Genomic DNA, 23,949 nt, shown 5'->3' with positions numbered 1-23,949 from the left:
CGACCATGAAAGGCGACTTCGCACGTGTCACGTTCGATCCGGCACGGCACTACAACCGGGTGTTCCAGCAACAGGGAAGGGTGCTGCTGGAGGCTGACTGGAACGAGCAGGCCGGTATCCAGCTGCATCTGCTGCACACCTTGATCCGCGACCTGGTGGGACCGTGCTGGGCGGTGGGCAATGGCTTTGCGATGACGCCGCAGCCGCATCTGGCGGACTGGCAATTGCAGGCAGGGCATTTCTATGTCGACGGCATCCTTTGCGAAAACGATGCGATGTGTACGCCGGCCACCCAGCCCTACGCGCCCGCGCCGCCCGACGGCGGCGGCGACTGGAGCAATCCTCCGGCGAGTTTCGCGTTGTGGCTGGATGTTTGGGAGCGGCATCTTTCCGCTGTCGAGGCGCCGGGCATCGCCGACATCGCCTTGAACGGCATCGACACCGCGACGCGCGCACAGACGGTGTGGCAGCTGCGCCTGCTGGATCTCGATACGGCCCACGAGACGGCGCCACTGGATGCCGCTACGGCGGCGCTCAATCTTCGCTTGCAGGCGGCGACGACCGATGCGGAAAAAGCCGCGATCAAGCAGCAGCTCGACGCGATTACCCAGCTGCGCAACAGCCTCGCCGCCGGCGCAGCCGGAAACAACAATGATCCTTGCAGCGCATTGCGCCAGATCCTGGGCACGCGGGCTACCTATGCATGGCCACGCCTGCGCGCTCAGCTCGGCCCGGTGGCCTCGGACAGCGATCCCTGTGTAATCGCCGCCGATGCGCGCTATCGCGGTTGCGAGAATCAGCTGTATCGCGTGGAAGTGCATCAGGGCGGCATGGCCAGCAGCGCGAATGCCGCCACTACCACCGACTTCAAATGGTCGCGCGAGAACGGCTCGGTGATCTTCCCGATCCTCAATGCAGCGAGCAATCCGCAGAGCGACGGCAGCGCGCAGCTTGCGGTGTCGCTGGCCAACCTGGGCCGCGACCAGCGGCTGGGTCTGGCTGTGAACGACTGGGTGGAACTGGTCGACGACGACTACACGCTGGCACAGCGCGCCTCCCCTCTGCTGCAGGTGATCGCCATCGATATCGCCCAGCGCCTGGTGACACTGGCCGTGCCGAAGAATGTCACCGCCTATGCCGTCAGCAACGATCCGAAAAAACATCCCTTGTTGCGCCGCTGGGACCAGAGCCAGGGCCTGGATGCGCAAGGCTGCGTGTCGCTGGTGGAGGGCGAGTTCATTGATCTGGAGGATGGTGTGCAGATCCGCTTTGAACCCGGTGGCATCTATGCCACCGGCGACTATTGGCTGATCCCCGCGCGTGTCGCCGGCAACGGCACGCTGGACTGGCCGCAGGCGGCGGATGGCTCGGCCGCCGCGGTGACATCGCGCGGCATGCATCATCAGGCGGTACTCGGCATCTTCGGGGCGCAAGGCGCCTACACCGAATGCTGCTGCCGCTTCGATTCGTTGTGTGCCTTGATGAGGAACACGATGAACCGGCAGCCAGTCAACAACCTGCTTGATCTGCAGCCCGCAACACCGGCGCCAGCGACCAAAAACGCCGTAAACGCGCCGGCCAAGACGGCGACCAAGAAGGGCACGGGCAAGACCGGACCTTCCGGCTAGGCCCAGCGCCGGTCATCGGCTGGCGGGGCATGCCAGCCGGGGGCCAGGGGGAGGGTGACCAACGGCAGAGGCATCTCCGGCCTCTTAGGTACACTATTGGCTCATCCGTAACTAACTGTTGCGGTGGCCTTTTTGCCCCCGTGCCTTTAGTTTGGTTGATTATTCCTACGATTCGGTTCAATAATGAGAATGATCATTCATTCTTTGCCTTTCGCTATCCCCGAGCGATCTGGATCGAGGTTTCGCATGTCTTCCCCACATAAGTTGTCCCGCCTGATGTTGGTGGGCGTTTTGACTGCCGGCGCACTGGCTCTGGCTGGTTGCAAAGGTGGTCCCGCCGAACAGCAGCAGGGCGGTCCGACCGAAGTCACCGTGGTGACGCTCAAGCCGCAGCTGGTTACGGTGACCCGCGAGTTGCCGGGGCGTACCAGTGCCTATCTGATCGCCGAAGTGCGGCCGCAGGTGAACGGCATCATCAAACAGCGTCTGTTTACCGAGGGCGCGATGGTGAAGGCGGGGCAGCCGCTGTATCAGCTGGACGACGCGACCTATCGCGCCGATCACAACAACGCCAAGGCCAGCCTGGCGAAGGCGAAGGCCACGCAGTACTCGGCGCAGCTCAACGCGAAGCGCACCAGCGAACTCGCGCGCATTGATGCGGTGAGCAAGCAGGACGACGAGAGCGCCACCGCCAGCTGGCGTCAGGCCGAGGCCGACGTGGCCGCGGCGCAGGCATCGGTGGAAAGCACCGGCGTCACGCTCGGTTTCGCGCGTATCGTGTCGCCGATCAGTGGCCGCATCGGCAAGTCCAGCGTGACGCAGGGTGCGCTGGTCACCGCCAATCAGGCCGACCCGATGGCGCGGGTGCAACAGCTCGATCCGATCTACGTCGACGTCACGCAATCCAGCGGCGAGTTGCTTCAACTGCGCAAGCAGCTGGCTGCGGGCACGCTGAAGGAAAGCGACGGCACGCCGGTCAAGATTCTGTTGGAAGACGGCAGCCGCTATCCGCACGACGGCAAGCTGGAGTTCGCCGATGTCAGCGTGGATCCGACCACCGGCAGTTTCGCGCTGCGCGTGATCGTGCCCAACCCCGAGCACGCGCTATTGCCCGGCATGTACGTGCGCGCCGTGCTCGACAAGGGCACCAGCCCGCAGGCGTTATTGGTGCCGCAGGCTGGTATCGCACGCGATCCCAAGGGCACCGCCACTGCATTCGTGGTGGATAAGGACGGCAAGGCCGCGCTGCGCGACGTGCAGGCGAGCCGCACCATCGGCGACCAGTGGCTGGTGGAAAGCGGCCTGTCGGCCGGCGACAAAGTGATCGTGGAAGGGCTGCAGATGGTCCAGCCCGGCGCGCCGGTGCATGCCACCGAAACGGGTACTCACGTCGCGGCGGCAACGCCAGCGACCAAGGCCCACTAAGGAATAGTCATGGCAAGGTTCTTTATCGATCGCCCCATCTTCGCGTGGGTGATCGCCATCATCATCATGCTGGCCGGCGCACTGTCGCTGGGCCGCCTGCCGGTGTCGCAGTATCCGGCGATCGCGCCGCCGCAAGTGTCGATCAACGCCAGCTACCCCGGTGCTTCCGCGCAAACTGTCGAAAACTCGGTGACACAGATCATCGAGCAGAACATGAAAGGCCTCGATGGCCTGCTCTACATGTCCGCCACCAGCGACTCCGATGGCAACGTGCAGGTCACTCTCTCGTTCGAGAACGGTACCAATCCCGACATCGCGCAGGTGCAGGTGCAGAACAAGCTGCAGCTCGCCACACCGCTGCTGCCGCAGATCGTGCAGCAGCAGGGCCTCAACGTCGTCAAGTCCAGCTCGGGCTTTCTGATGGTGGTGGCGTTCGTGTCGGAAGATGGCCGGCTGAACGGCGATGACATCTCCGACTTTGTCACCGCGCATCTGGTCGATCCGCTCAGCCGCGTGGCCGGTGTCGGCAATATCGAAGTGTTCGGTTCCAAGTACGCCATGCGCATCTGGTTTGATCCGAACAAGCTCGACACCTACAAGCTCACGCCCGCCGAAGTGGTAGCGGCACTGAAGGCGCAGAACCAGCAGGTGGCGGTGGGCCAGATCGGCGGCAACCCGTCGGTGAAGGGTCAGCAGATCAACGCCACAGTGGTTGCGCAGCAGCGCCTGCAGACGCCGGAGCAGTTCCGCAACATCGTGATCCGCAGCGGCACCGATGGCTCGGTGCTGACCCTTGGCGATGTCGCGCGGGTCGAGCTTGGCTTGCAGGATTACGGCTTCACCAGCAAGTACAACGGCAAATCGGCCACCGGCATCGCCATCTCGCTGACCTCTGGCGCCAACGCGCTGGCGACGGCCGAGCGGGTGCAGGCGGCGCTGAAACAGTTGCAGCCTTCCTTCCCGCGTGGCGTGAAGTCGGTGATTGCGTTCGACACCACGCCGTTCGTGAAGGTGTCGATCCAGGGTGTGATCAAAACCCTGCTCGAAGCGATCGTGCTGGTGTTTCTGGTGATGTACCTGTTCCTGCAGAACTTCCGCGCCACCCTGATTCCGACGATTGCGGTGCCGGTGGTGCTGCTGGGTACCTTCGGCGTGCTCGCGGCGATGGGCTACTCCATCAACATGCTCACCATGTTCGCCATGGTGCTGGCCATCGGCCTGCTGGTGGACGATGCCATCGTGGTGGTAGAGAACGTCGAGCGCATCATGAGCGAAGAGGGTCTGTCGCCGCTCGAAGCTACGCGCAAATCGATGACGCAGATCACCGGCGCGCTGGTCGGTATCGCCATGGTGTTGTCGGCGGTGTTCGTGCCGATGGCCTTCCTGAGCGGATCGACCGGTGTGATCTATCGGCAGTTCTCGGTGACTATCGTGTCGTCCATGGCCTTGTCGGTGCTGGTGGCGATCGTGCTCACGCCGGCTTTGTGCGCCACCATGCTCAAGCCGATCGCCAAGGGCCATCACGCCTCCGAGCGCGGTTTCTTCGGCTGGTTCAACCGCCGCTTTGATCAGGGCACGCTGAAGTATCAGGGTGCCGTGCGCGGGATCATCGGGCGCAGTCGGCGCTTCCTGCTGGCCTTCGTGGCGATGAGTGTGGCGATGGCGGTGTTGTTCCTGCGCCTGCCCACTTCGTTCCTGCCGCTGGAAGACCAGGGCTTTGTATTCACCATGGTGCAAGCGCCGGTCGGCGCCACCACCGAGCGTACGGCCAAGGTGATCGACAAAGTGGAAAAGCACTATCTGGCCGACCCGGCTGTGGATTCGCTATTCACCGTACAGGGTTTCAGCTTCGCTGGCGGCGGGCAGAGCGCGGCGATGGGCTTCGTGCAATTGAAAGACTGGAAGCTGCGGCATAGCGCGGACTTGAGCCTGAATGCGGTCACCGGTCGTGCGATGGGTACCTTCAGTCAGATCAAGGAGGCCATGGTATTCGCCTTCGCGCCGCCGGCGGTGCCGGAGCTGGGCAACTCGGCGGGTTTCGATTTCTATCTGAAAGACAACGCCGGCCTGGGCCACGAAGCGCTGGTGAAGGCGCGCAATCAATTCCTGGAGGCGGCGAACAAGAGCAAGCTGCTCGCCAACGTGCGCGCCAACGGCATGGAAGACACGCCGCAGTTCCGCATCGATGTGGACTACAAGAAAGCCGCTGCGCAGGGGCTTTCGATTGCCGACGTCAATGACACCTTGACGATGGCCTGGGGCGGTCAGTACATCGACGACTTCATGGACCGCGGCCGGGTGAAGCGCGTGTTCGTACAGGCCGATGCACCGTTCCGCATGGCGCCGGAAGACTTCGATAAGTGGGCCGTGCGCAACACCAGCGGCGCCATGGTGCCGTTCCGCGCCTTCGCCAGCACGCATTGGGATTACGGTTCGCCGCGACTAGAGCGCTACAACGGCGTCTCTGCCATGCAGATCAATGGCGAGGCCGCGCCGGGTGTCAGTTCGGGCGACGCCATGGCGGAAGTCGAGAAACTGGTGGGGCAGTTGCCGCTAGGCATCGGCCTGGAATGGACCGGCCAGTCGTATCAGGAACGCGAAGCAGGCGCACAGGCGCCATTGCTGTACACCTTGTCGGTGCTGGTGGTGTTCCTCTGTCTCGCCGCGCTGTACGAGAGCTGGTCGATTCCCACCGCCGTATTGCTGGTAGTGCCGCTGGGCATTCTCGGCACAGTGACGGCGGCCTTCCTGCGTGGACTGGATCGCGACGTGTATTTCCAGGTGGCGATGCTCACCACGGTGGGCCTGTCCAGCAAGAATGCGATCCTGATCGTGGAATTCGCCAAGGAGAACATCGAGAAAGGCATGGAGCTGATCGCTGCGACCATGCTGGCGGTGCGCACGCGGCTGCGTCCGATCCTGATGACCTCGCTAGCCTTCGGTCTCGGCGTGTTGCCGCTGGCGATCGCGACCGGTGCCGGCTCAGGTGCGCAGCGCGCCATCGGCACCGGCGTACTCGGCGGCATGCTGGCAGGTACCGCGCTGGGCATCTTCTTTGTGCCGCTGTTCTTTGTGACGGTGCAGCGTTGGTTCGGAAAGAAAAAAGCCGCTTCAACGCAAGCCCCGGCGGCGGGAGAGCTGTCCCATGAATAAGTTCTTGATTGCCGCATGCAGCGCCGCCATCGCGCTGGTCCTGGGCGGTTGCGTCAGCCTCGCGCCGAAAGTGCCTGTGGCCCAGCCGGACATTCCGGCCGCGTGGCCGCTGCCGGAAGCCACGGCCGCCGCCGCGCAGGGCAGGGCGGCGGACATCGGTTGGCGGGAGTTCTTCGCCGATCCGCGGCTGGTGAAGCTGATTGAGCAGGCATTGCAGAACAACCGTGATCTGCGTGTGGCGGTGTTGAATGTGGAGAAGGCGCGCGCGCAGTACCGCATCCAGCGCGCCGACCGCATGCCCTCGATCAACGGCACGGCGTCACTCACGCGTACCGGTGTCAGCGGTTCGCCGGTGACCCAGCAATATCTCGCCAACCTCGGCACCACCGATTTCGAGCTGGATCTGTTCGGCCGCGTGCATTCGCTCAGCACCAGTGCGCTGGAGCGCTACCTCGCGCAAGGCGAAGCGCAACGCAGTGCGCAGCTGAGCCTGATCGCGGAAGTGGCGAATGCTTATCTCACCCTCGCTGCGGACCAGGAGTCGCTGCAGATCGCGAAGGCCACACGCGACAACCAGGAATCCTCGTTCGACCTGACCCGGCAGCGGCATGCACTTGGTGCTGCCTCCAGTCTCGACCTGAGCCAGGCGCAGACCACGGTGGAAACCGCACGCGCCGATGTGGCCCGCTTTGGCGGCCTGGTCGCGCAGGACACCAATGCGCTCAATCTACTTGTGGGCGGGCAAGCCGAAGACACGCTGTTGCCGACAGGGATGAGCGACCACACCACCATGATCGCCGCCCTGCCAGCCGGCTTACCATCCGATGTATTGCTGCGCCGTCCGGATATCCTGCAAGCGGAGCATCTGCTGCGCGCGGCGAATGCGGATATCGGTGCGGCGCGCGCAGCGTTCTTCCCAACCATCAGCCTCACCGGCAGCGTTGGGACGGCGAGCAATGAGCTCTCCGGCCTGTTCAAGAGTGGTAGCGGCACCTGGACCTTCATGCCGCAGATCACCTTGCCGATCTTCCAGGGCGGTCGCCTCATGGCGCAGCTGGCGGGTGCCAAGGCTGATCAGCAGATCGCCCTGGCCCAGTACGAGAAAGCCATCCAGTCCGGCTTCCGCGAAGTAGCCGATGCACTGGCGTTGACGCGCACCCTGGACGAACAACGTACCGCTCAACAGGCCCTGGTAGGTGCGGCGAGCAGGGCGGACGAGCTGTCGCGCGCACGCTATCGAGCAGGGCGCGACAGCTACCTCGTGTCGCTGGACTCGCAACGGGCGCTCTATAGCGCGCAACAGCAGCTCATCGCCACACGCCTCGCCGAGCAGACCAACCGGGTCACTTTGTATAAAGTGCTTGGAGGCGGCTGGAGCGAACGCACACCATGAGAAAACACGGGAAATCCATCGAAGAAACAGCGCTGAGTCGGCGCGCCAGGGAGCAACGCGAGCGCATCCTGGCCGCCGCGCAGCAATGTTTCGTCAAGTATGGGTTTCACGCGGCGAGCATGGCGAACATCGCCGAAGCGGCCGAGATGAGCGCGGGCCTGATCTACCGCTATTTTCCCAACAAGAGCGCCATCGTCCTCGCCATCATCGAGCGACAGACCGAGATCGAGCTGGAGGACATTCGCGCGCTGAGTGCCTCCACCGATTTCACCGAAGCCTTGATAGAGGCCTTCGTTATCTGGAGCAAGCCCACGCCGGACATGCGCATGATGAATGCCGCGCTGTTTCTGGAGACCAGCGCCGAAGCCACACGCGACAAACAGGTCGCCGCGGCCATTCATCACGCTGACGATCTGTGTTTCGCCGAATTTCTCGCCTGGCTGACGCGCCCGCGGGAAGAAGGCGGTCTGGGCATGACCTCCGCTCTCAGCGAGCGCCGCTCTCTGGTTTTCCTGTGCATCATCGAGGGCCTGGCCGTGCGTGCCGCACGTGACCCGAAGATGGATCTGGATCTGCTGCGGAGTGCGTTGGCTGAAGTGATGCCGCGGCTGGTCGCGGAATAAGCGCCTAGTCCGCGCTCTTCGCGGGCACCTTGCACCAGCGCATAAGGCGTCCCCAAGCGGACACGAACAAGTTGGTCAGTACCAGGATGACGAACAGGCCCACCACGCCGACCACATCGCCGGTCCATGCCCAGTCCGGGCCGCTTGGCAAGGAGGGCGGATGGAACATCGCGGACAGCATCCGCGACAGGGCGATCATGAGCGCCGTAAAGACGAACCACCCCGCTAGCAGCCAGCGATTCCTGCGGTCAAGCACCGCGCTTACGCTGAGACGATAAGTGATTCGCGCGACGTAGTAGGCCATGACCAGCGCAAGCACCATCAACAACAGATGGGCCCAGGTCATTTCCCGGGTGAACGTCTCGTCGACCCAGCCGATGCCACTCGTGTTCGGCCAGCGCACCGTCACCGGGTGATCGAACTCGACCCACAGCGGAATGCCCAGCCATGCAGCCAAACTCATCAGGCCGAAGCGAAAGCCCCACACGGAGGCCACGGTCACGACCCCCGCCAGATAAAAACGCAGCCGTTCATAACGCATCGGTTCGTCCATGAGCAAGCAAGATCTGGCGCCGGCCGGGACGGCATAAGTGGGCAATGATAAACGCAGCGCATCCTTTGGGCAGTCTGGATCGTTGTTGGGGCTCACCCTTCCGAAGGAGCGACTCCCATGCAAGATCTCAAAGACCAGCGTGTCATCGTCACTGGCGGCAGCAGCGGCCTTGGCCTCGGTGTCGTGGAAGCCCTCGCGGCACACGGCGCAAACATCACCGTGGTGGCACGTGATGCCCAGCGCCTGGCCGAGGTGGCAACCCGGCTGGGTGTGAACAGCGCACCGGGCGACGTTACCGATCGCGCCCTGGCCACTTCTCTGTTGCGGGAAATCCGGCCCACCATTCTCGTGCTCAATGCGGGTTCCAGGCCGCCGATGGGGCCGCTGCACGAGCAAAGCTGGGAAGGCTTCAGCGAGCCCTGGAACAGCGACGTCAAAGCCGGCTTTCATTGGATCCAGGAAGCGCTGCGCCTGCCGCTGGAGCGCGGCAGCCGCGTACTCGTGGTTTCCAGCGGCGCGGCCGTCAACGGTTCCCCGATGTCCGGTGGCTATGCCGGCGCCAAGCGTATGCTGTGGATCATGGCCTCTTACGCGAATGGTGTATCGGCGGAGCTCGATCTGGGCATCCGCTTCCAGGCAGTGGTACCGCGTCAAATGACGGCGGCCGGCGGTGTGGGGCGCATGGCCTCCGAGTACTACTCGAACCGCAAGGGCATCACTCAGGAGCAGTTCCTCGCCGGATTCGGCAAACCGCTATCGGCACAGGACTTCGGTGACTACGTCGTGCGCATCCTCACCGAAGCTCAGTATGAAGAAGAGCCTGCCCTGGGCATCAAGGCCGATTACGGCATCGAGGCACTGGGAGCCTGAGCGTGACCGACGACTCGCTACTCGCTACCCAGCACGAAGGCCGCCGCCGCTTCCTCGAACTGGTAGCGGACCTGCGGCCGGAGCTGCATCGCTATTGCGCACGCATGACCGGCTCCATCGCCGATGGTGAGGACATCGTGCAGGACACGCTGGCCCGGGCCTACTACCTGTTGCCGGATATGGGAGACATGCCGGCGTTCCGCCCCTGGCTGTTCCGTATCGCCCACAACCGCGCGCTGGATCACCTGCGCCGGTACGAAGCGCGTATGAGCGAGTCGCTAGATGCCGTGCATGACACCATCAGCGACCCGGCACCGGACCCTGGTGATGTGATCGCGCATCAGCAAGCGGTGCGGCTGGCGGTGTCGCGTTTCGTCGGACTACCGCCGGCGCAGCGTAGTTGCGTCATCCTCAAGGACGTACTGGGCCATTCGCTGGAGGAGATCGGTGCGCTGCTGGAGCTGAGCGTGCCGGCGGTGAAGGCGGCACTGCACCGCGGCCGGCTGCGATTACGCGAACTGGCGGAGGTGTCGCCGGCGAACCCTTCGCCGCGCGAAACCTCCCCAGCCGTGGCCCGTTACGCCGCACTGTTCAACGCACGCGACTGGGACGGCGTGCGCGCCATGCTGGCCGAAGACGTCAGGCTCGATCTGCTCTCACGCGCTCAGCGTGCCGGGCGCGCCGTCGGCGACTACATGAGCAACTACCAGCGCTACAACGACTGGCGCCTGGTGCCAGCCTGGCTGCAGGGGCGCGAAGTGATCGCGGTGTTCCGCGCACCCGCAGACACGCAGCCGGGCTATTTCATCGAGCTGACCGTAGAGCAGGGAAAGGTGCGCTTCATCCGCGACTTTCGCTACGTGCCGTATGTGTTGCAGGACGCTTTGGTGGCTGGCCTGGTCGTTGCCGGGGAAGTCATGTGATCGAGACGCGGCATGGCGCTCTACTTTCGAGCGGCCTGTCATGCGAATGCTCAGCGCTGCTGGGTCGCCACCTTCAATCCAAGCGAGATGAAGATCACGCCGACGATCTTCCCTTGCCAGCGCTTTAGCCACGACAGACGGTGGGTGAGCAGGCCCAGCCATCGGATCGAGCAGGCCAGGAGCGTCGTATAGACCGAGCTGAGTGCGACGAGAATCAGGCCAAGTACGGCGAACTGCACAAACGTCGATCCCCGTTCGGGGTGGACGAACTGCGGCATGAAAGCAAGGAAGAAAAGAGCCGCTTTTGGATTCAGTACTTCGGCCGGTATCGCGTGCAGGAACGCTTTCGCGGGCGTGATCGGCGAAACCTTGGGAAGCGACGGGTTATGCGGCTTCTCCAACCATGCGCGGACGCCGAGATAGATCAGATACGCGGCACCCACGAGCTTGACGACGTTGAAGGCCAGCGCCGACGTCATCAACACCGCGGATAAGCCGACTGCCGCGAACAAGGTGTGGACGAAATCACCCGTGGCGATGCCAAGGCCAGTCAGGATGCCGATCTTCCGTCCGCCTTGTGCGGTCCGGCTCAACACCAGCAGCACGGCCGGCCCGGGAATGAGGAACAGGCCAAGAACGACCGCGACAAACGTGCTCAGCGTGGAGAGATCGAACATGGCTGCTCCTGGAGCGCAGGGACGAGAGGTGCCTGGCGTAGCTATCGATTGATTCTAACGCGGTCGATGGCTACCCATCCTGGACCGTACAGGGCTTGGTGCGGCGATCCATATCCACTTAGTGTTAACGCACCGGATGCCAGTTTGCCCGGACATCCTTTTGATAGGCGACCTGCATCGCATGCGCGCACCACTGCCATTGACGAGACCGACATGACGACCATAGCCGAACGACTGGTAGAAACCCTTGAAGCGGCCGGCGTGCAGCGCATCTATGGCCTGGTGGGCGATTCGCTCAACGGCATCACCGATTCACTGCGGGCGCACAAGAAGACCGAATGGATTTCGGTCCGCCATGAGGAGGTCGCCGCGTTCGCGGCTGGTGCCGACGCCGAGCTCACCGGAAAACTGGCGGTATGCGCCGGTAGCTGCGGGCCCGGCAACCTGCATTTGATCAACGGTCTGTTCGACTGCCATCGCAACCGGGTGCCGGTACTGGCCATCGCCGCACAGATACCCGGCACGGAAATCGGCTCGGGCTACTTCCAGGAAACCCATCCGCAATTCCTGTTCAAGGAATGCAGCCACTACGCTGAGCTGATCACTGACCCGGATCATGTGCCGCGCATTGTGGAGACGGCCATCCGCGAAGCCATCACCAAGCAGGGCGTGGCCGTCATCGTGATACCCGGCGATGTGGCCCTGCGCGCGGCCGGACCGCGCAAGCCATCCGCACAGCTCATTCCGCGATTGCCCGATGTCGTCGCCGCGGAAGCCGATATCGATGCACTCGCCGCGCTGTTGAACAGCGGCAAGCGCATCACGCTGATGTGTGGTGCGGGATGCGCCGGCGCGCACGATGAAGTGGTGGCATTGGCGGCGAAACTGAAAGCGCCCGTGGTTCATGCGTTGCGCGGCAAGGAGCATGTCGAATGGGACAACCCGTTCGATGTCGGCATGACCGGGTTGATCGGCTTCTCCTCCGGCTATCACGCGATGGAGGCGTGCGACACCTTGCTCCTGCTCGGCACGGATTTTCCGTACCGGCAGTTCTATCCGGACCATGCCCGTATCGCGCAGGTCGACATCCGCGGCGAGAATCTTGGCAAGCGCTGCCGGCTGGATCTTGGGGTGATTGGCAATGTGCCCGACGTGATCCGGCGACTGCTCCAGCGGATCGATGAAAAGAGGGATAGCGCTCATCTGGACCGCGCGGTGGCGCATTACAAAAAGGCGCGCGCCGAACTGGACGCCCTGGCGGTCGGTAATGCCTCGCAGCGGCCGATCCATCCGCAATATCTGGCCAAGGTGGTCAGTGATCTTGCCGACGAAGACGCGATCGTGACCTGCGATGTGGGTGAGCCAACGGTATGGGCGGCGCGCTATCTGCGTATGAACGGCAAGCGCCGGTTATTGGGATCGTTCCTGCACGGCTCGATGGCCAACGCCATGCCGCAGGCTATTGGCGCGCAGGTGTCCCATCCGGGGCGGCAGGTGATTTCCATGTCGGGCGATGGCGGCTTCAGCATGCTGATGGGCGACGTGCTGACGCTGCGGCAGTCCAAGCTGCCGATCAAGATCGTGGTGTTCAACAACGGCCTGCTCGGTTTTGTGGATATCGAAATGAAGGCCGCCGGATTCCTGCCGACCGGCACACGATTGGAGAATCCCGACTTTGCCAAGGTGGCCGAAGCGGTGGGCATCTATGGCGTGCGCGTGGAAGATCCCGCGCAGCTCCCCGATGCAGTCAAGCGCGCCTTCGCCCATGACGGCCCGGCCCTGATCGATGTGGTCACCAATCCGGTCGAGCTGATCATGCCGCCCAAGGTGACGCTGGAGCAGGCCAAGGGTTTCAGCATCTGGATGATGAAGGCCGTACTCAACGGGCGGGCCAACGAGGTCGTCGACGTGGCACGGACCGCCTTCGATCGCTGACCGTCGTACCTATTTGCGCGTCTTGCCGACAAAGCCGAGCGCCTTCACCCATTCGCTGTCGCGCTTGAGTGTTTCGACGCGTTGCCGCCGGTAGTGGCGTTCGGCGCGGTCTTGCACACGGGTGACCCAGCGGCGGAACCAGCGCCGGCTCTGCCGTATGTCGGTGACCAGCCAGCGCATCACGCGACGGCCGAGAGCAGGGGCGAAGCGATGAAACAGATCGTCATCGATACACACGATGGCTTCGGTAGTGCCGGGGTCGCCCTGGCGCGCGCAGCGTCCGAACAGCTGACGGTCCACGCGGGCGGATTCGTGAAACTCGGTGAGGATGACATGCAGGCCGCCCGCGCTTTCCACGTCGGCACTGAGCTTGATGTCGGTGCCGCGCCCGGCCATGTTGGTGGCAACAGTAATGCGGCCAGGTTGTCCGGCCACCGACACCGTATCGGCCTCGGTCTTGTCCTGCCGCGCGTTGAGTACGGTGTGTTCGATGCCATCGCGCTCCAGCAGTTGCCCAAGTAGTTCCGAGGCTTCCACCGAACGCGTGCCGATCAGCACGGAGCGCCCCTGCGCCGCGATTTCGGCGGCGCGCCGCACCACTTCGCTCCAGCGTTCGGTGCTGCTGTTGCAAATGCGATCGGCGAGACGGTGGCGACGGCTGGGTTTGTGCGTGGGGATGCGGGTGACCGGCAAGCCATAGGTCTGCTTGACCTCGGTGGCCACCTCTTGCGCGGTGCCAGTCATGCCGCACAACAGCAGGTAACGGCCAAAGAAGCGCTGATAAGTGATCTGCGCCAGCGTGCGGCGCTGGCCGGTGATCTCGCAGCTTTCTTTCGATTCGATCATCTGATGCAGACCGCGCTCCCAGGTACGGTCCGGCATCACGCGACCAGTCGACTCGTCGACGATCTGCACTTTGTCTTCGGCCAGGATGTAGTGCTGGTCGCGCTGGAAGCAGTGCACGGCCGAGAGCGCTTTCTGCACGAACTCGTCCCGCCACAGGGACGAGCGCCACAAGCCGCCGAAGTCCGCCGTGGCGTCGCGAACATGCTGTTTGCCGGCCGGGGTCAGCCAGATATCACGATGCTGGCCTTTGACATAGTGTGTAGTCAGTTCGAGCGATCGGGCGAGCGTGATGGACTGGGTGTAGATCGACGGATCGAGATCGTCTGGGAGCGTTTCGGAAATGATCAGCGGCGTGCTCGCCTCGTCAATCAGTACGCTGTCCGCTTCGTCGATGATGGCGATGTGCAGGCCACGCAAAATCGGTGGCTCGCCAGAACGCGCGCCTGCGAGCAGGCGCAGGCGTTGCTGGGTGAGGGAGGCCTCGCCCATGGCAATGCAGTCCTTGAGATAGTCGAACGTCAGCTCTTTATTCGATACATAAGTGATGTTGCAGGCATAGGCGGTACGTCGCTTGTCGACGGCCATGTCTTGTAAGACGACGCCGACGCTCAGCTCGAGGAAGTCGAACAGCGGCCGGTTGTGCTCAGCATCGCGCTCGGCGAGATAGTCGTTCACCGTCACCACATGCACGGCGGCACCAGTGACTGCTGCGGTACAGGCGGCGAGGGTCGCGGCCAGGGTCTTGCCTTCGCCCGTCGCCATTTCGGCCAGCCGCCCTTGCAACAAGGCGCGGCCGGCGAGCAGCTGCACATCGTGGTGCCGCATACCCAGCGTGCGGCGCGAGGCTTCGCGGATCAGCGCAAAAACCTCGGCCAGCCGCTGATCGGTAAAACCTTCGCGCAGCAGATGCCGGGTGACTTCGTGCAGCTGCGCGCGCAGCGCCGCATCCCTCAGCGCCATGGCTGCAGGTTCTCGTGCCGACGCGGCCTGCAGGAAGCGGCGGGTGCGATAGCCATCCAAGCGTGGCAATTTGCCCAGCCATGCGCGCAGGCGGTCTTCCCAGGGCGAGCGCTTGGCGTCGAGACGTTCCAGGTAAGGGCCGTCGCCCAGCTTGAGCGAACGGCCGGCGAGCAGGGCGCGTACATCAGACACTGAAGTGACTCAGAAACACTTGGCGCAAGCGACGCAACATCTGGAAGGCGAGCGGTTCGCTGCCGTGTTCAAAGCGTACATGCACACGCTCGCCGAACGATGGCGACGTATCGCGGGGCAACGCCAGGTCGAGTACGAAGACGCGCTGCAGCGCTTTCACGCCGTTGGTATCGTTGGGATTGGTGGGGATGGTGCCGCCACCGTTGAGGCCGAGCGCTGCCGTCGGCAGCTCATCGACCGCGCCGGGAAAGCTGCGTACGACGTGGGATGCGTAGACATTCCCGAGTGAATCGGCCAGCCGTAGCGATACACCATGGAGGCGTTGGTGGACGAGATCGATATCGTCCTGCTGCACCACGACCCGCACCATTAGCTCGTCGCGCGCGAGCACGTAGCCGAGCAGATCGCCCTTCTTGTAGTAGCGGCCGGGCATGTCCTGCGCGGTGGCCACAATGAGATGGCCGTCGGTTTCAGCCTGCCCGGCGAGACGCGCCGCGCGCGTCTGCGCACGCTCGACCACTTCGCGCGCTTCCTGCAACTGCCGGCCAGATACCCCGGCCTTCACCGGGTCAGTGAATTGTTCGGCGTCGTAGCGCGCTTGCGCCTGTTCGAGCTTGGCCTGATCCACGGCTAGCTCGGCCTGCAGTTGCGGATTGTCCAGCAGGTACAGGGGGTCGCCGTGGTGTATCGCCTGCTCGGGCGCACTGAGCCAGTGATTGAAAAAGCCATTCTCCCTAGCGTGCAGCATGGCGTGGTCAGGCAACCACACCACGCCTTCGGCATGGGTGCGCAAGGGCAGGGGGACGAACAGCAACAAGGCCGCGACCAGCCCGATCGCGATCGCCGTACGGCGTATCGCCTGCTCGCGGCAGCGGTGCAGCGCTGCGCTTTGGCGAAGATGCTTCCAGCCTTTGCGCCAGGGCATCACGAACAGGCTGAAAGCGCTCCAGCAGGCCATGATCACGCCCACGATGAAAAACTTGCCGGCGACCAGAAAGATCACCGAGAGCGTCACAAAGGTGCGATAGCACCAGGCCAGCGGCGTATAGAAAAACAGCCAGCGTTGTTCGGCCGGCGACTCGTCAGGCTTGACCGCATCGGTGGAACCGAAGGCGTAGCGATCGATGAGCCAGGCCCACCACGCCTGCCCGCGCTGCGCGAGATTGGGCATCTCGATCAGGTCGGACAGGATGTAGTAACCGTCATAGCGCAGCAGCGGATTGCCGTTGACCAGCAAGGTGGAAACGCCACCGATCACCATCACGTTGAACGCCACGCCGCGTACCACACCGGGCTCAGCGAGCAGCCATACATAGAGCGCAAGCGCCGCCAGGAACAACTCCACCAGCATGCCGGCGGCCGCCACCAGGGCGCGTTTGTATTTGGAAGGAAAGGCCGCCGAAGAAGAAGCTTCGACATAAGGCACGGGCGCAAAAATCAAGAACATCAACCCCAGCTCGCGCACCGCACCACCCCAGCGTTTCACCGCAAAGCCGTGCCCTAATTCGTGCAGTAGCTTGACGACCGGATAGACGGCCAGCATCACCATTAGGTTGCTGGCCGACAGCACGCGGTCGGAAAGATTGTGGGTCAGTTCGCTCCAGTGCTGCGCGGCCAGCGCCAACGCGGGCAGCATGACGATTAGCCAGAGCAGAGCGCCGATCGTGCCGAAACACCAATTCACGTACGGCGACAGTCGCGTGAGCAGGCGGTCGGGGTTGTACAGCGGCAGCTTCAGGCTCATGGGATTGAGCAGCCACTGCCGGAGGGTTTCCGAGCGCTTGCGGCGATGACGATCCAGCGCATCGCCCGAGTCCGGCGCGACATCGGTCTGCAGCAGGTCGGCCGCATGCAGCTGGACCAGCAGATCCACCACTTCGGGTTGCGTGCAGGCATCGCGCGAGTCGGAGGTATTGGCGCGCTCCCACAGGGCTTGCACGGTCTGGTGTCCGTCCATGCCCGCGATCAGCGCGTAGGCGGCCGTGGACAGGCGATAGACGCGGCCGCCGGTCTGATCCTGCACCACGTACCAGGGCTTGCCGCGAAACACTACGCGTTGCACTACCGCGTAAGGCATCAGTCGCGGCCGCAATGACGCCACGCTGTGCCAGGACGGGCTGAACGGGCTACGCGACATACCGGGTCTTCATCCTTACAAGCCCCAGTTCCACAGACTCAGGCGCAGCCAGTCGAACAGACTGTGCAGCAACACCCAGCCCAGCTTGCGTCGACCCGCGCCGATCTTGCCAACGCCTTCCATGCCCGGCAGCAGCAGCGGCGAGTCATGCGGGAGTCTGGCTTCGACGCGATAGAAGTTCTTGCCATCCTGCGCGGTTGCCACCGGCATGATGCGGGCGACCGTGAACGGCATGGGTTTGCCGGCCAGACCGCTGATCACCAGTTCACCCGGCTGGCCGGCCTGCACCTGGCCGATATCGCGCTCGTCCACCTGAAGAATGATGCGATAGCTGTGCAGCGGGGCAATCTCGAACAACTTCTTGCCCGCTTCTACCGGCGTGCCCACTTGCTGGCTCAGATCGCCGCTGACGATCACGCCATCGTAGGGCGCGACGATGTTCACGCGGGACAGCTTGTCATCCAGCAGGTCGAGCTGGGCCTGCGCCTCCTTGAGCTGCGCGCTGACCACCTGGATCGCGGTGAGATCATGCTCGGCCATCGCTTCGCGCAGTTTGTTGTCGTACTGATCGCGCTCGCTCGACCACTTGGCACGCTCCACGCGAAGTTCGTGGTCGTCGAGTTGGGCCAGGGTCTGACCCTTGGTGACCACATCACCGGCGCGCACCAATCCGGTGGCCAGGAAACCTTCGAACGGCGCGGCGGCGACACGCTGTAGTTCGCCCTCGGTGACCGTTTTGGCCGAGACGCGATAGGAGACCGGCAGGAAAACCAGCAGCGCGAGCACCAGCACGGCGAGCAGGCTGCAGGCTTTCCAGATCAGATGGCGTGGCCCCATGACGGCACCAAGGCTTCGGCGGGTTTCATCACGCAGGCGCTGCAGCGAATGCCGTTCGGCATCGCTGCGTTGTTCGACCACAGGGGCGAGCAGGGCGGCGAAGGTATCGAGCCAGCGGCGTTCCTCCTCGCTCCAGGCCTCGCCGTGATCGCGTTCGAGGGTAATGACCGCCAATGCGCGTGCCTGCTGCGATATCGGCAGCGACATCACGCGACTGGCACCGGAGCGCTGGAGCAAGGCCAGGTGCGCGCGGTAGGCCGGCAACAGCGGGTCGACCGGGAACGTGGTGTCGACGGTCTGCGCCAGATCGCAGCATTCCCCCATGGCGGCAACGTAAGCCTGTACCAGCGGCGAGGATTTCTCGAAGCTCGCTGCTTCCGACAACGCCGCGAGCCGTACATGCCCGCCACGAATCAGCCCGATGGCGACGCGCGAGGCGCCGAAGCGGCGGCGCAGATCGTTGCTGACATCAAACAAGGCCTGCTGGAAACGCTCGTGCCGCAGCGACGTGGCGACGGCTTCCAGCACGCTCAGCGAACGCTCGGCCGACTGGCGCGCATCGTCGTGTTCGCGCTTGCCGAGCAGATTGCTGAGCCAGGCGCTGCCCCAATGCAATTCGCGCAGCAGCGCTGGCATGCTGCCTTCGCTGAGCGCGGCTTCGATAACGACCGTGCCCGCGATACGCTCGTGAACGGCGATGGGTGTGGCGACATGCCACAAGCCCGCTGGTTCTTCACACGGTTGCACGATGACGCGGCGTTCCACCATCGCGCGCTGCGCGGCACCGCCCATGCGTGCCATGTCAGTGTTGGCCGCGGGCCAGACAGCAATCGGCACGAAACTCTGGCCGTCGTTCGATTCGACCAGGATGGCTGCCTGCGCGATGTCCGGAAATTTTTCCCGGATCAAGGCCAGCCAGCCGTCGCAGAACTCGGCGGAGGTGCGCGCGCCGGTGAAACGCTGCCACGCACCTGCCAACAACGTGGTGGCGTCGGCAGTCATGTCGCCGGCGCGAGGCAAGGCGTTCATGGCGCACTCCCGTCATGCAACGCAGCGGTGGATGGCATGTCCGTCAGCTGCGCCACGAAACATTGATCGAGCTCGTCGATATCGACCCGGCTCAGATCGCCGAGGGTCGCCTTCAACTTGATGTACGACGTGAGCTGCTGATAGCGCCCCTTTCGCATGTCGCGGCGTGATGCGGCGATCTGCTGGCGGGCAGCCAGTACGTCGGCCTCGGTCTTCAGACCACGTGCACTGCCGCGTTCGGCGACGGCCAGTGCTTTCTCGGCGGCGCTGATGGCGATCTTCGACGCGCGAGCCTTGGCCAGGCCCGCGCGCCAGCTAAAGAAAGCTGTCTTCACGCCAACCGTGGCTTGTCGTCGCGCCGCTTCGAGATCGTCCCTGGCCTTGTCGCGCAGCGCGATCGCCTCGGCCACCTTGGCCGACTGAGTGCCGCCCGAATACAGCGGCACGTTGAGCTGTAACCCGACGGTGAGTGTGCGGATGTGATAGCCCGGCTGGCCGGGAAAGTTGCCGACGTTCTGGTCGTTGTTGCCATAGCTGGCCACCATGTCCAGCGTGGGCTGATGACCGGCGCGCTGCTTGCTCACTTCCTCATCCGCCGCCGCCACCGCACGAGCGGCGGCGCGCAGGGCGGGGCTATGCGTGTCGATCATGGTCATCCATGGCTCAAGATCGTCGCCGAGCAGATTGGGCAATTCCATGTTGTCGATGAGATGGGGCTGCTTTAGATCTTCGGCCGGCCCGACCCATTGCTCGAGCGCCGCGAGCTTGGTGGCCAGGTCGAGTTCGGCCGAGGCTTCGTCGGCGCTGGCTTCTTCGTACTTGGCGCGCGCATCGTCGGCCTGCGGTTCGCCTTGCGCACCGAGCTCGGCGCCGCGCCGGGCGATGTCCCATTGCGCATGCAAGGCGTCGCGCTGCGCGGTGGTGAACTCCACTGCGTCACGCGCTTCCATCAGGTCGAACCACGCCGTTGCCAGCTTCTGATAAAGCTGTTGTTCGGCATCTTCCAGCTGGTATTGCGCTTGCTGCGCTGACTCGTGCGCCTGGCGCAGGCTGGCCACGTTCGCCGCACGCCAGATCGGCTGGGTAAGACTGAGCTGATCGGTGGTGCCGTGATAACGGTCGTGCATGGTGCGCGTGATGCGATCCAACGACTCGTAGCGGCGGCGATTGCCATTGGTGCTGGCGGTTGCGGAAACCTGCGGCAGCATGGCGCCGAACGCCTGCCGTGTGCGTGCGCGCGAAGCATCCAGATTGGCCCTGGCCGCTTTGTAGCCCGGCTCGCTTTCGTGCGCGATGCTGAAAAGTTCGCCGAGCGAATTCACCGCAGTGCTCGCCAATGCGGGCATCGCAACGAACAGACATGTGCATGCCAGGGCAGCTCGCAAGCAGAGTGATGCGCGCGCGGGAAGGGGCGGGTCGAACCGGACCGCATCCCTGTCGTTGACGTAAGTAACTTCGCGTCGCACCTCAAATCCCTTCGCTGTGTCCGAGGGAGAGGCGGACCCGTCATGGGCCGCAACAACGAACCGGACAGCGCGCAGGCGCGATGCCCTGAATCGTCATTGGTTCAGTAAATCCCCCTGAAGCAACGTCATTCTGGCACCGTCCCGCAGACCCTGCCAAGGGACGGCGAAGGCAAGTCTGGCGTAAGTTTTTGCGTCCGGCTTGGAGGGTCTGGACGTCACATGTTTGCGCTACCATCAGGACTGTTCGCCAGCGCTCGGCGTATCGTTCGCCAGTCTCAGGGGGAGTCATGAAGCGCATCATGGGAGCGGCCGTACTGGCGGTCGCCTTGGCCGGCTGTCACACCACCGGCCAGAAAATCACCACACTCGATCCGGGCAGTAGCCGGGAACAGGTTATCGCCACACTTGGACGTCCCGATGCCGTCCGCACCGTCGGTGACTTTGAGGTCTACACCTACCTGGCCCGGCATCGCTCGCGCCTGTCCGTCACACACACCGATTACACGGTGGTGATGAAGGACGGGCACGTGATGCAGTTCGGTCCGGGACTCGCGCAGCGGGAAGGGCTGCATGGCGTGATGATCGTGCCGCCGGAGTCGTAGGGCGGCACGCGACACTCCTTACGGGTGATAGTTGGGAAAACCGCTGAGTCCTTGCGTGTCGGGCGGCAGTGCCACGCCCAGGAATTTCGGATCGTCCAGCATGCCGGAGTGGGTGCGCCCACTGCGGTCGCATATCCGTCTGGCCACGATCTTTCCCTTGCTTTCGACGATGACACCGCTCGTTTCGTGGGCATCCTCACCGCTGTAGGTGGGGGCGACGGCCTCGAAGTAGACCGAATAGGTGGTGTCACCATTGCGCAAATGCAGATAACTGAGCATTCCGCGAAAGCCGTCACCCAACCGATTTCCCGAAGCATAGGAAGCGAGAGGGGCAGGGTGCTTGGGAAACTCAAGTTCTATCCGGTCGTCGCTACCAAAGCGATAGCGTAGTTCGCCAAACGGAGAGTCACTGTTTGCACGGGCGCATACAGCGATCTTCTTTTGCGCTGAATTGCAGGAAAACATGACGGTTTCGCCGGCCTGGCAAAGCGTGCCCTCGATGCGATTCCCGAAGTACGTCTGCGCGTGCAGCCCCGGATGGACCATCAGTGCGCATGCGAGCGGGGCCACTTTCAGCAAGGACGTCTTTCGCAGTTTCGACCTCGTACTGTGGTCTCGTCTTTCCATAAGGTCGATTGCCTCTGCGATTGTTTCATCGACTTTCGGAGATGAGTAAGTACGGCCTGCCGTGCTCCAGCTGGATCGTGCCCGTCCACCACGCGAAGGGCTTCTGGTGGCAAAGCGCCTCGACCTGCACCGGCTCCAGCACGGCGAAACGCACCGGCAGGCTGGCGCCCTTGTGTTGAATGTGGCCATCGAGCGACGCCGTATGGCGGTTGTCGCAAGCATCCAGTAGCAGGGAGCCGACGGCCTTGACCTTGTGTCCTTCGTAAGACGCGGCGAACTGGTCGACGTACGCCGGCTCGACGAAGCGATAGCTCGCGACAGTGGTCATCAACGCTTCGTGGGTGGGGGCCAGGTGCTCGAGCAGGTTGGCCCTTTCCTCCATGCGGTTGGCGAGGCAACTGCTGACATCCGGAAACTCGCCCGTCGCCTTGGCATTGGTGCAGTTGTTGCGCTCGATCAGCCAGAGCTTCTGGCCGGCGACGAAGCTGGCGGCGTCCTCGCCCTGGAAGGCCGCGCGCAGGTGGCCGAAGGCGACGGCGATACGCTTGTCCGCTTCCAGCAATTCGGGATGCTCGCAGATCGATGCTTCCACGCCCTGGCCCGCACGCGCGCAGGCGATGCCGGCAGGCGCTTCGGCGGCGGCCACCGGCAGTGTTGCGAGCAATAGGTGGAGCGCGAAGGCCACCCATAACGAGGTGGCGATGGACAGAGGGTTCGATCGGAGCATGGGCAAGCAAGATTCCTGATTGAGTCGGTGTGCCAGATCAGTGTGCGTAACCCACGGGCAGGCCGTGAGCGGGCTGCGGATTATCCGGCCCATAGCCCGGATAGCCCAGACGCTTCAGGCCTTCCGGCGTCAGCTGCTCGATGGAGAGCTGCGGGGCCGGCGTTTCGTCGTTCTCCGGCATGCCCAGGTCGAGATGCCCATCGAGCCGGTTGATGACGTACACGCCGTCCTCGACATGCAGCAGCGCATTTGGTGCGGAGACGCCGGTTGCCGGACTGCGCAGCCTGCGTCCGCCCTCCGTGCCGTCATCCATGATCCACGCGTTGGCCCGCACGGTCGCCGGACAGTCGCCCTGGGTAACGCCCGGCAGCAGCACATTGGCCCATAGCTTCACGAAGATCAGCCGCCGCTTGTCGTCCACGCGGGCGAGCTGCCACATCCGGGCGACGTCGGCACCGCTGCGGGCATAGTCTTCCAGGGGCGCCTTCGACAGGTCGGCGATAGGGGCGAACTGCACGTCGCGACCGGACAAGCCCGGCTGCTTGCATTGCTGTTCGTAGGCGGCACGCGCCAAAGCATCCGCCAGCTGCGCGCGCGTCTGGTCCACCAGGGCCTGGCGGACCGTCGGCCACAGACGATGTCGCAGGGCGGCGACCTGGTTGCCCGGCATCAGATCTTCCAGCGGCTGGAAGGCTTGGACGCTGGCATGCGTCGAGGTGCTGACGGGAATCGCCGGGTCGCCCGAAAAACCCGAGGTGATGAGCTTGCCGCAGTCGACGGTGGTCGCCGCCAGCGACAGCTCGCGCACCGGCACCTCGGTAGGTACGCCATCCGCGCTGTCCTGGAATGCGGCCGTAGCATCGCGCGTGTCGATCCGGCCGGCGCCGCAGTACCACGTCAGGTCGCGCAGTTCCTGTGTGTGGAATCCAAGCTTGCCTTCAGCGACCGCAAGGCGGCATGCGGCGCGTGTGTCCGGCTTGTCCGCGGCACAGCGCAAAAGCGCTTTGCCGTAGGCATCCATGGCCGTGCCGCGCAGCGGCGCGCCGACGCCGACGAACTGCCCTCCACGAAGAAAACCCCAAGGCCGCAGTGCGGACAGCGGCTGTGTAGCGCGCGCGCCCGGCCCAGGCGGATCCTGGCTGTCGCTGAAGGGCATGCCGGAACGCAGGCGCGCCGGATAGGCGCTAGGAATGTATTCGCCCAGCCAGATTGCACCGTCCCCGATTGGCGTGGCCGGAGGTGATTGCGCGGCGGCGGTGGCCGCGGCAAGGACGAGCATGCAGGCCAGTATCGGTCGATTCATTCGAGACTCGTTGCAGGTGTGGTGTGGATCCGCATGGACAGAC

General features: G+C 63.9%; 18 protein-coding genes. 9 read left to right on the top strand and 9 right to left on the bottom strand.

Features of this window, described 5'->3' with window-relative positions:
- Positions 1-5: 5 nt before the first annotated feature.
- The 5 genes from BM338_RS15165 (at position 6) to BM338_RS15145 (ending at position 8,222) form a co-directional block, all read left to right on the top strand.
- Positions 6-1,628: a DUF6519 domain-containing protein gene (locus BM338_RS15165; RefSeq protein WP_090452088.1), complete on the top strand. Its 1,623-nt coding sequence runs from the start codon at positions 6-8 to the stop codon at positions 1,626-1,628.
- Positions 1,629-1,874: 246 nt separating this feature from the next.
- On the top strand, positions 1,875-3,053 hold the full coding sequence (locus BM338_RS15160; protein WP_090452086.1) for an efflux RND transporter periplasmic adaptor subunit: 1,179 nt from the start codon (positions 1,875-1,877) through the stop codon (positions 3,051-3,053).
- 9 nt (positions 3,054-3,062) lie between these two features.
- Positions 3,063-6,206, top strand: coding sequence for an efflux RND transporter permease subunit (locus tag BM338_RS15155; RefSeq protein ID WP_090452083.1), 3,144 nt, complete (start codon positions 3,063-3,065; stop codon positions 6,204-6,206).
- Positions 6,199-7,599, top strand: a complete 1,401-nt coding sequence (locus tag BM338_RS15150) for an efflux transporter outer membrane subunit (RefSeq protein ID WP_090452081.1) — start codon at positions 6,199-6,201, stop codon at positions 7,597-7,599. The genes BM338_RS15155 and BM338_RS15150 overlap by 8 nt, the downstream gene beginning before the upstream one ends.
- The gene (locus BM338_RS15145; RefSeq protein ID WP_090452079.1) at positions 7,596-8,222 is read left to right on the top strand and encodes a TetR/AcrR family transcriptional regulator; all 627 of its coding nucleotides are present in this window, start codon (positions 7,596-7,598) and stop codon (positions 8,220-8,222) included. Before BM338_RS15150 ends, BM338_RS15145 begins: the two co-directional genes overlap by 4 nt.
- A gap of 4 nt (positions 8,223-8,226) precedes the next feature.
- Here BM338_RS15145 and BM338_RS15140 read toward each other — a convergent pair whose 3' ends face one another.
- Complete coding sequence (locus BM338_RS15140) at positions 8,227-8,775, bottom strand: hypothetical protein (RefSeq protein ID WP_090452077.1); 549 nt, start codon at positions 8,773-8,775, stop codon at positions 8,227-8,229.
- Between the two features lie 117 nt (positions 8,776-8,892).
- Between BM338_RS15140 and BM338_RS15135 the strand changes: the two genes are divergently transcribed.
- Positions 8,893-9,645 (top strand): SDR family oxidoreductase, encoded by a 753-nt coding sequence (locus BM338_RS15135; RefSeq protein ID WP_090452073.1) that lies wholly within the window; start codon positions 8,893-8,895, stop codon positions 9,643-9,645.
- Between the two features lie 2 nt (positions 9,646-9,647).
- Positions 9,648-10,568 (top strand): sigma-70 family RNA polymerase sigma factor, encoded by a 921-nt coding sequence (locus tag BM338_RS15130; protein WP_090452071.1) that lies wholly within the window; start codon positions 9,648-9,650, stop codon positions 10,566-10,568.
- A gap of 50 nt (positions 10,569-10,618) precedes the next feature.
- On the opposite strand, the gene BM338_RS15125 is transcribed toward BM338_RS15130, so the two are convergent.
- On the bottom strand, positions 10,619-11,245 hold the full coding sequence (locus tag BM338_RS15125; RefSeq protein ID WP_090452069.1) for a LysE family translocator: 627 nt from the start codon (positions 11,243-11,245) through the stop codon (positions 10,619-10,621).
- 222 nt (positions 11,246-11,467) lie between these two features.
- On the opposite strand from BM338_RS15125, the gene poxB reads away from it, so the two are divergent.
- Positions 11,468-13,180 carry a ubiquinone-dependent pyruvate dehydrogenase gene (poxB, locus tag BM338_RS15120; RefSeq protein ID WP_218156367.1) on the top strand — a complete coding sequence of 571 codons (1,713 nt, stop codon included), beginning with the start codon at positions 11,468-11,470 and terminating at the stop codon, positions 13,178-13,180.
- Positions 13,181-13,189: 9 nt separating this feature from the next.
- Here poxB and BM338_RS15115 read toward each other — a convergent pair whose 3' ends face one another.
- The 4 genes from BM338_RS15115 to BM338_RS15100 are packed head-to-tail and all read right to left on the bottom strand — an operon-like array spanning position 13,190 to position 20,527.
- Positions 13,190-15,178 carry a preprotein translocase subunit SecA gene (locus BM338_RS15115; RefSeq protein ID WP_090452063.1) on the bottom strand — a complete coding sequence of 663 codons (1,989 nt, stop codon included), beginning with the start codon at positions 15,176-15,178 and terminating at the stop codon, positions 13,190-13,192.
- Positions 15,171-17,315 (bottom strand): peptidase M50, encoded by a 2,145-nt coding sequence (locus tag BM338_RS15110; protein WP_090452061.1) that lies wholly within the window; start codon positions 17,313-17,315, stop codon positions 15,171-15,173. The genes BM338_RS15115 and BM338_RS15110 overlap by 8 nt, the downstream gene beginning before the upstream one ends.
- A gap of 15 nt (positions 17,316-17,330) precedes the next feature.
- Entirely contained in the window at positions 17,331-19,181 is a 1,851-nt protein-coding gene (locus BM338_RS15105) for a GAF domain-containing protein (protein WP_090452059.1), read from the bottom strand.
- Positions 19,178-20,527: a TolC family outer membrane protein gene (locus BM338_RS15100; protein ID WP_090452057.1), complete on the bottom strand. Its 1,350-nt coding sequence runs from the start codon at positions 20,525-20,527 to the stop codon at positions 19,178-19,180. The genes BM338_RS15105 and BM338_RS15100 overlap by 4 nt, the downstream gene beginning before the upstream one ends.
- Positions 20,528-20,934: 407 nt before the next feature.
- Here BM338_RS15100 and bamE point away from each other — a divergent pair, with 407 nt between their 5' ends.
- Positions 20,935-21,249, top strand: coding sequence for an outer membrane protein assembly factor BamE domain-containing protein (gene bamE / locus BM338_RS15095; RefSeq protein WP_090452055.1), 315 nt, complete (start codon positions 20,935-20,937; stop codon positions 21,247-21,249).
- Between the two features lie 18 nt (positions 21,250-21,267).
- On the opposite strand, the gene BM338_RS21410 is transcribed toward bamE, so the two are convergent.
- The 3 genes from BM338_RS21410 to BM338_RS15080 all read right to left on the bottom strand — a co-directional run bounded on the left by BM338_RS21410 (position 21,268) and on the right by BM338_RS15080 (position 23,906).
- Positions 21,268-21,828 (bottom strand): hypothetical protein, encoded by a 561-nt coding sequence (locus BM338_RS21410; protein WP_143109315.1) that lies wholly within the window; start codon positions 21,826-21,828, stop codon positions 21,268-21,270.
- 73 nt (positions 21,829-21,901) lie between these two features.
- On the bottom strand, positions 21,902-22,603 hold the full coding sequence (locus tag BM338_RS15085; RefSeq protein ID WP_090452051.1) for a lysozyme inhibitor LprI family protein: 702 nt from the start codon (positions 22,601-22,603) through the stop codon (positions 21,902-21,904).
- Positions 22,604-22,640: 37 nt separating this feature from the next.
- A complete protein-coding gene (locus tag BM338_RS15080; protein ID WP_090452048.1) occupies positions 22,641-23,906 on the bottom strand; it encodes a hypothetical protein in 1,266 nt (421 codons plus the stop codon).
- Positions 23,907-23,949 lie beyond the last annotated feature (43 nt).

It is taken from the genome of Dyella sp. OK004 (assembly GCF_900114495.1).
Classification (GTDB): domain Bacteria; phylum Pseudomonadota; class Gammaproteobacteria; order Xanthomonadales; family Rhodanobacteraceae; genus Dyella_D.
This window is presented reverse-complemented; position numbering and strand designations above follow the sequence as displayed.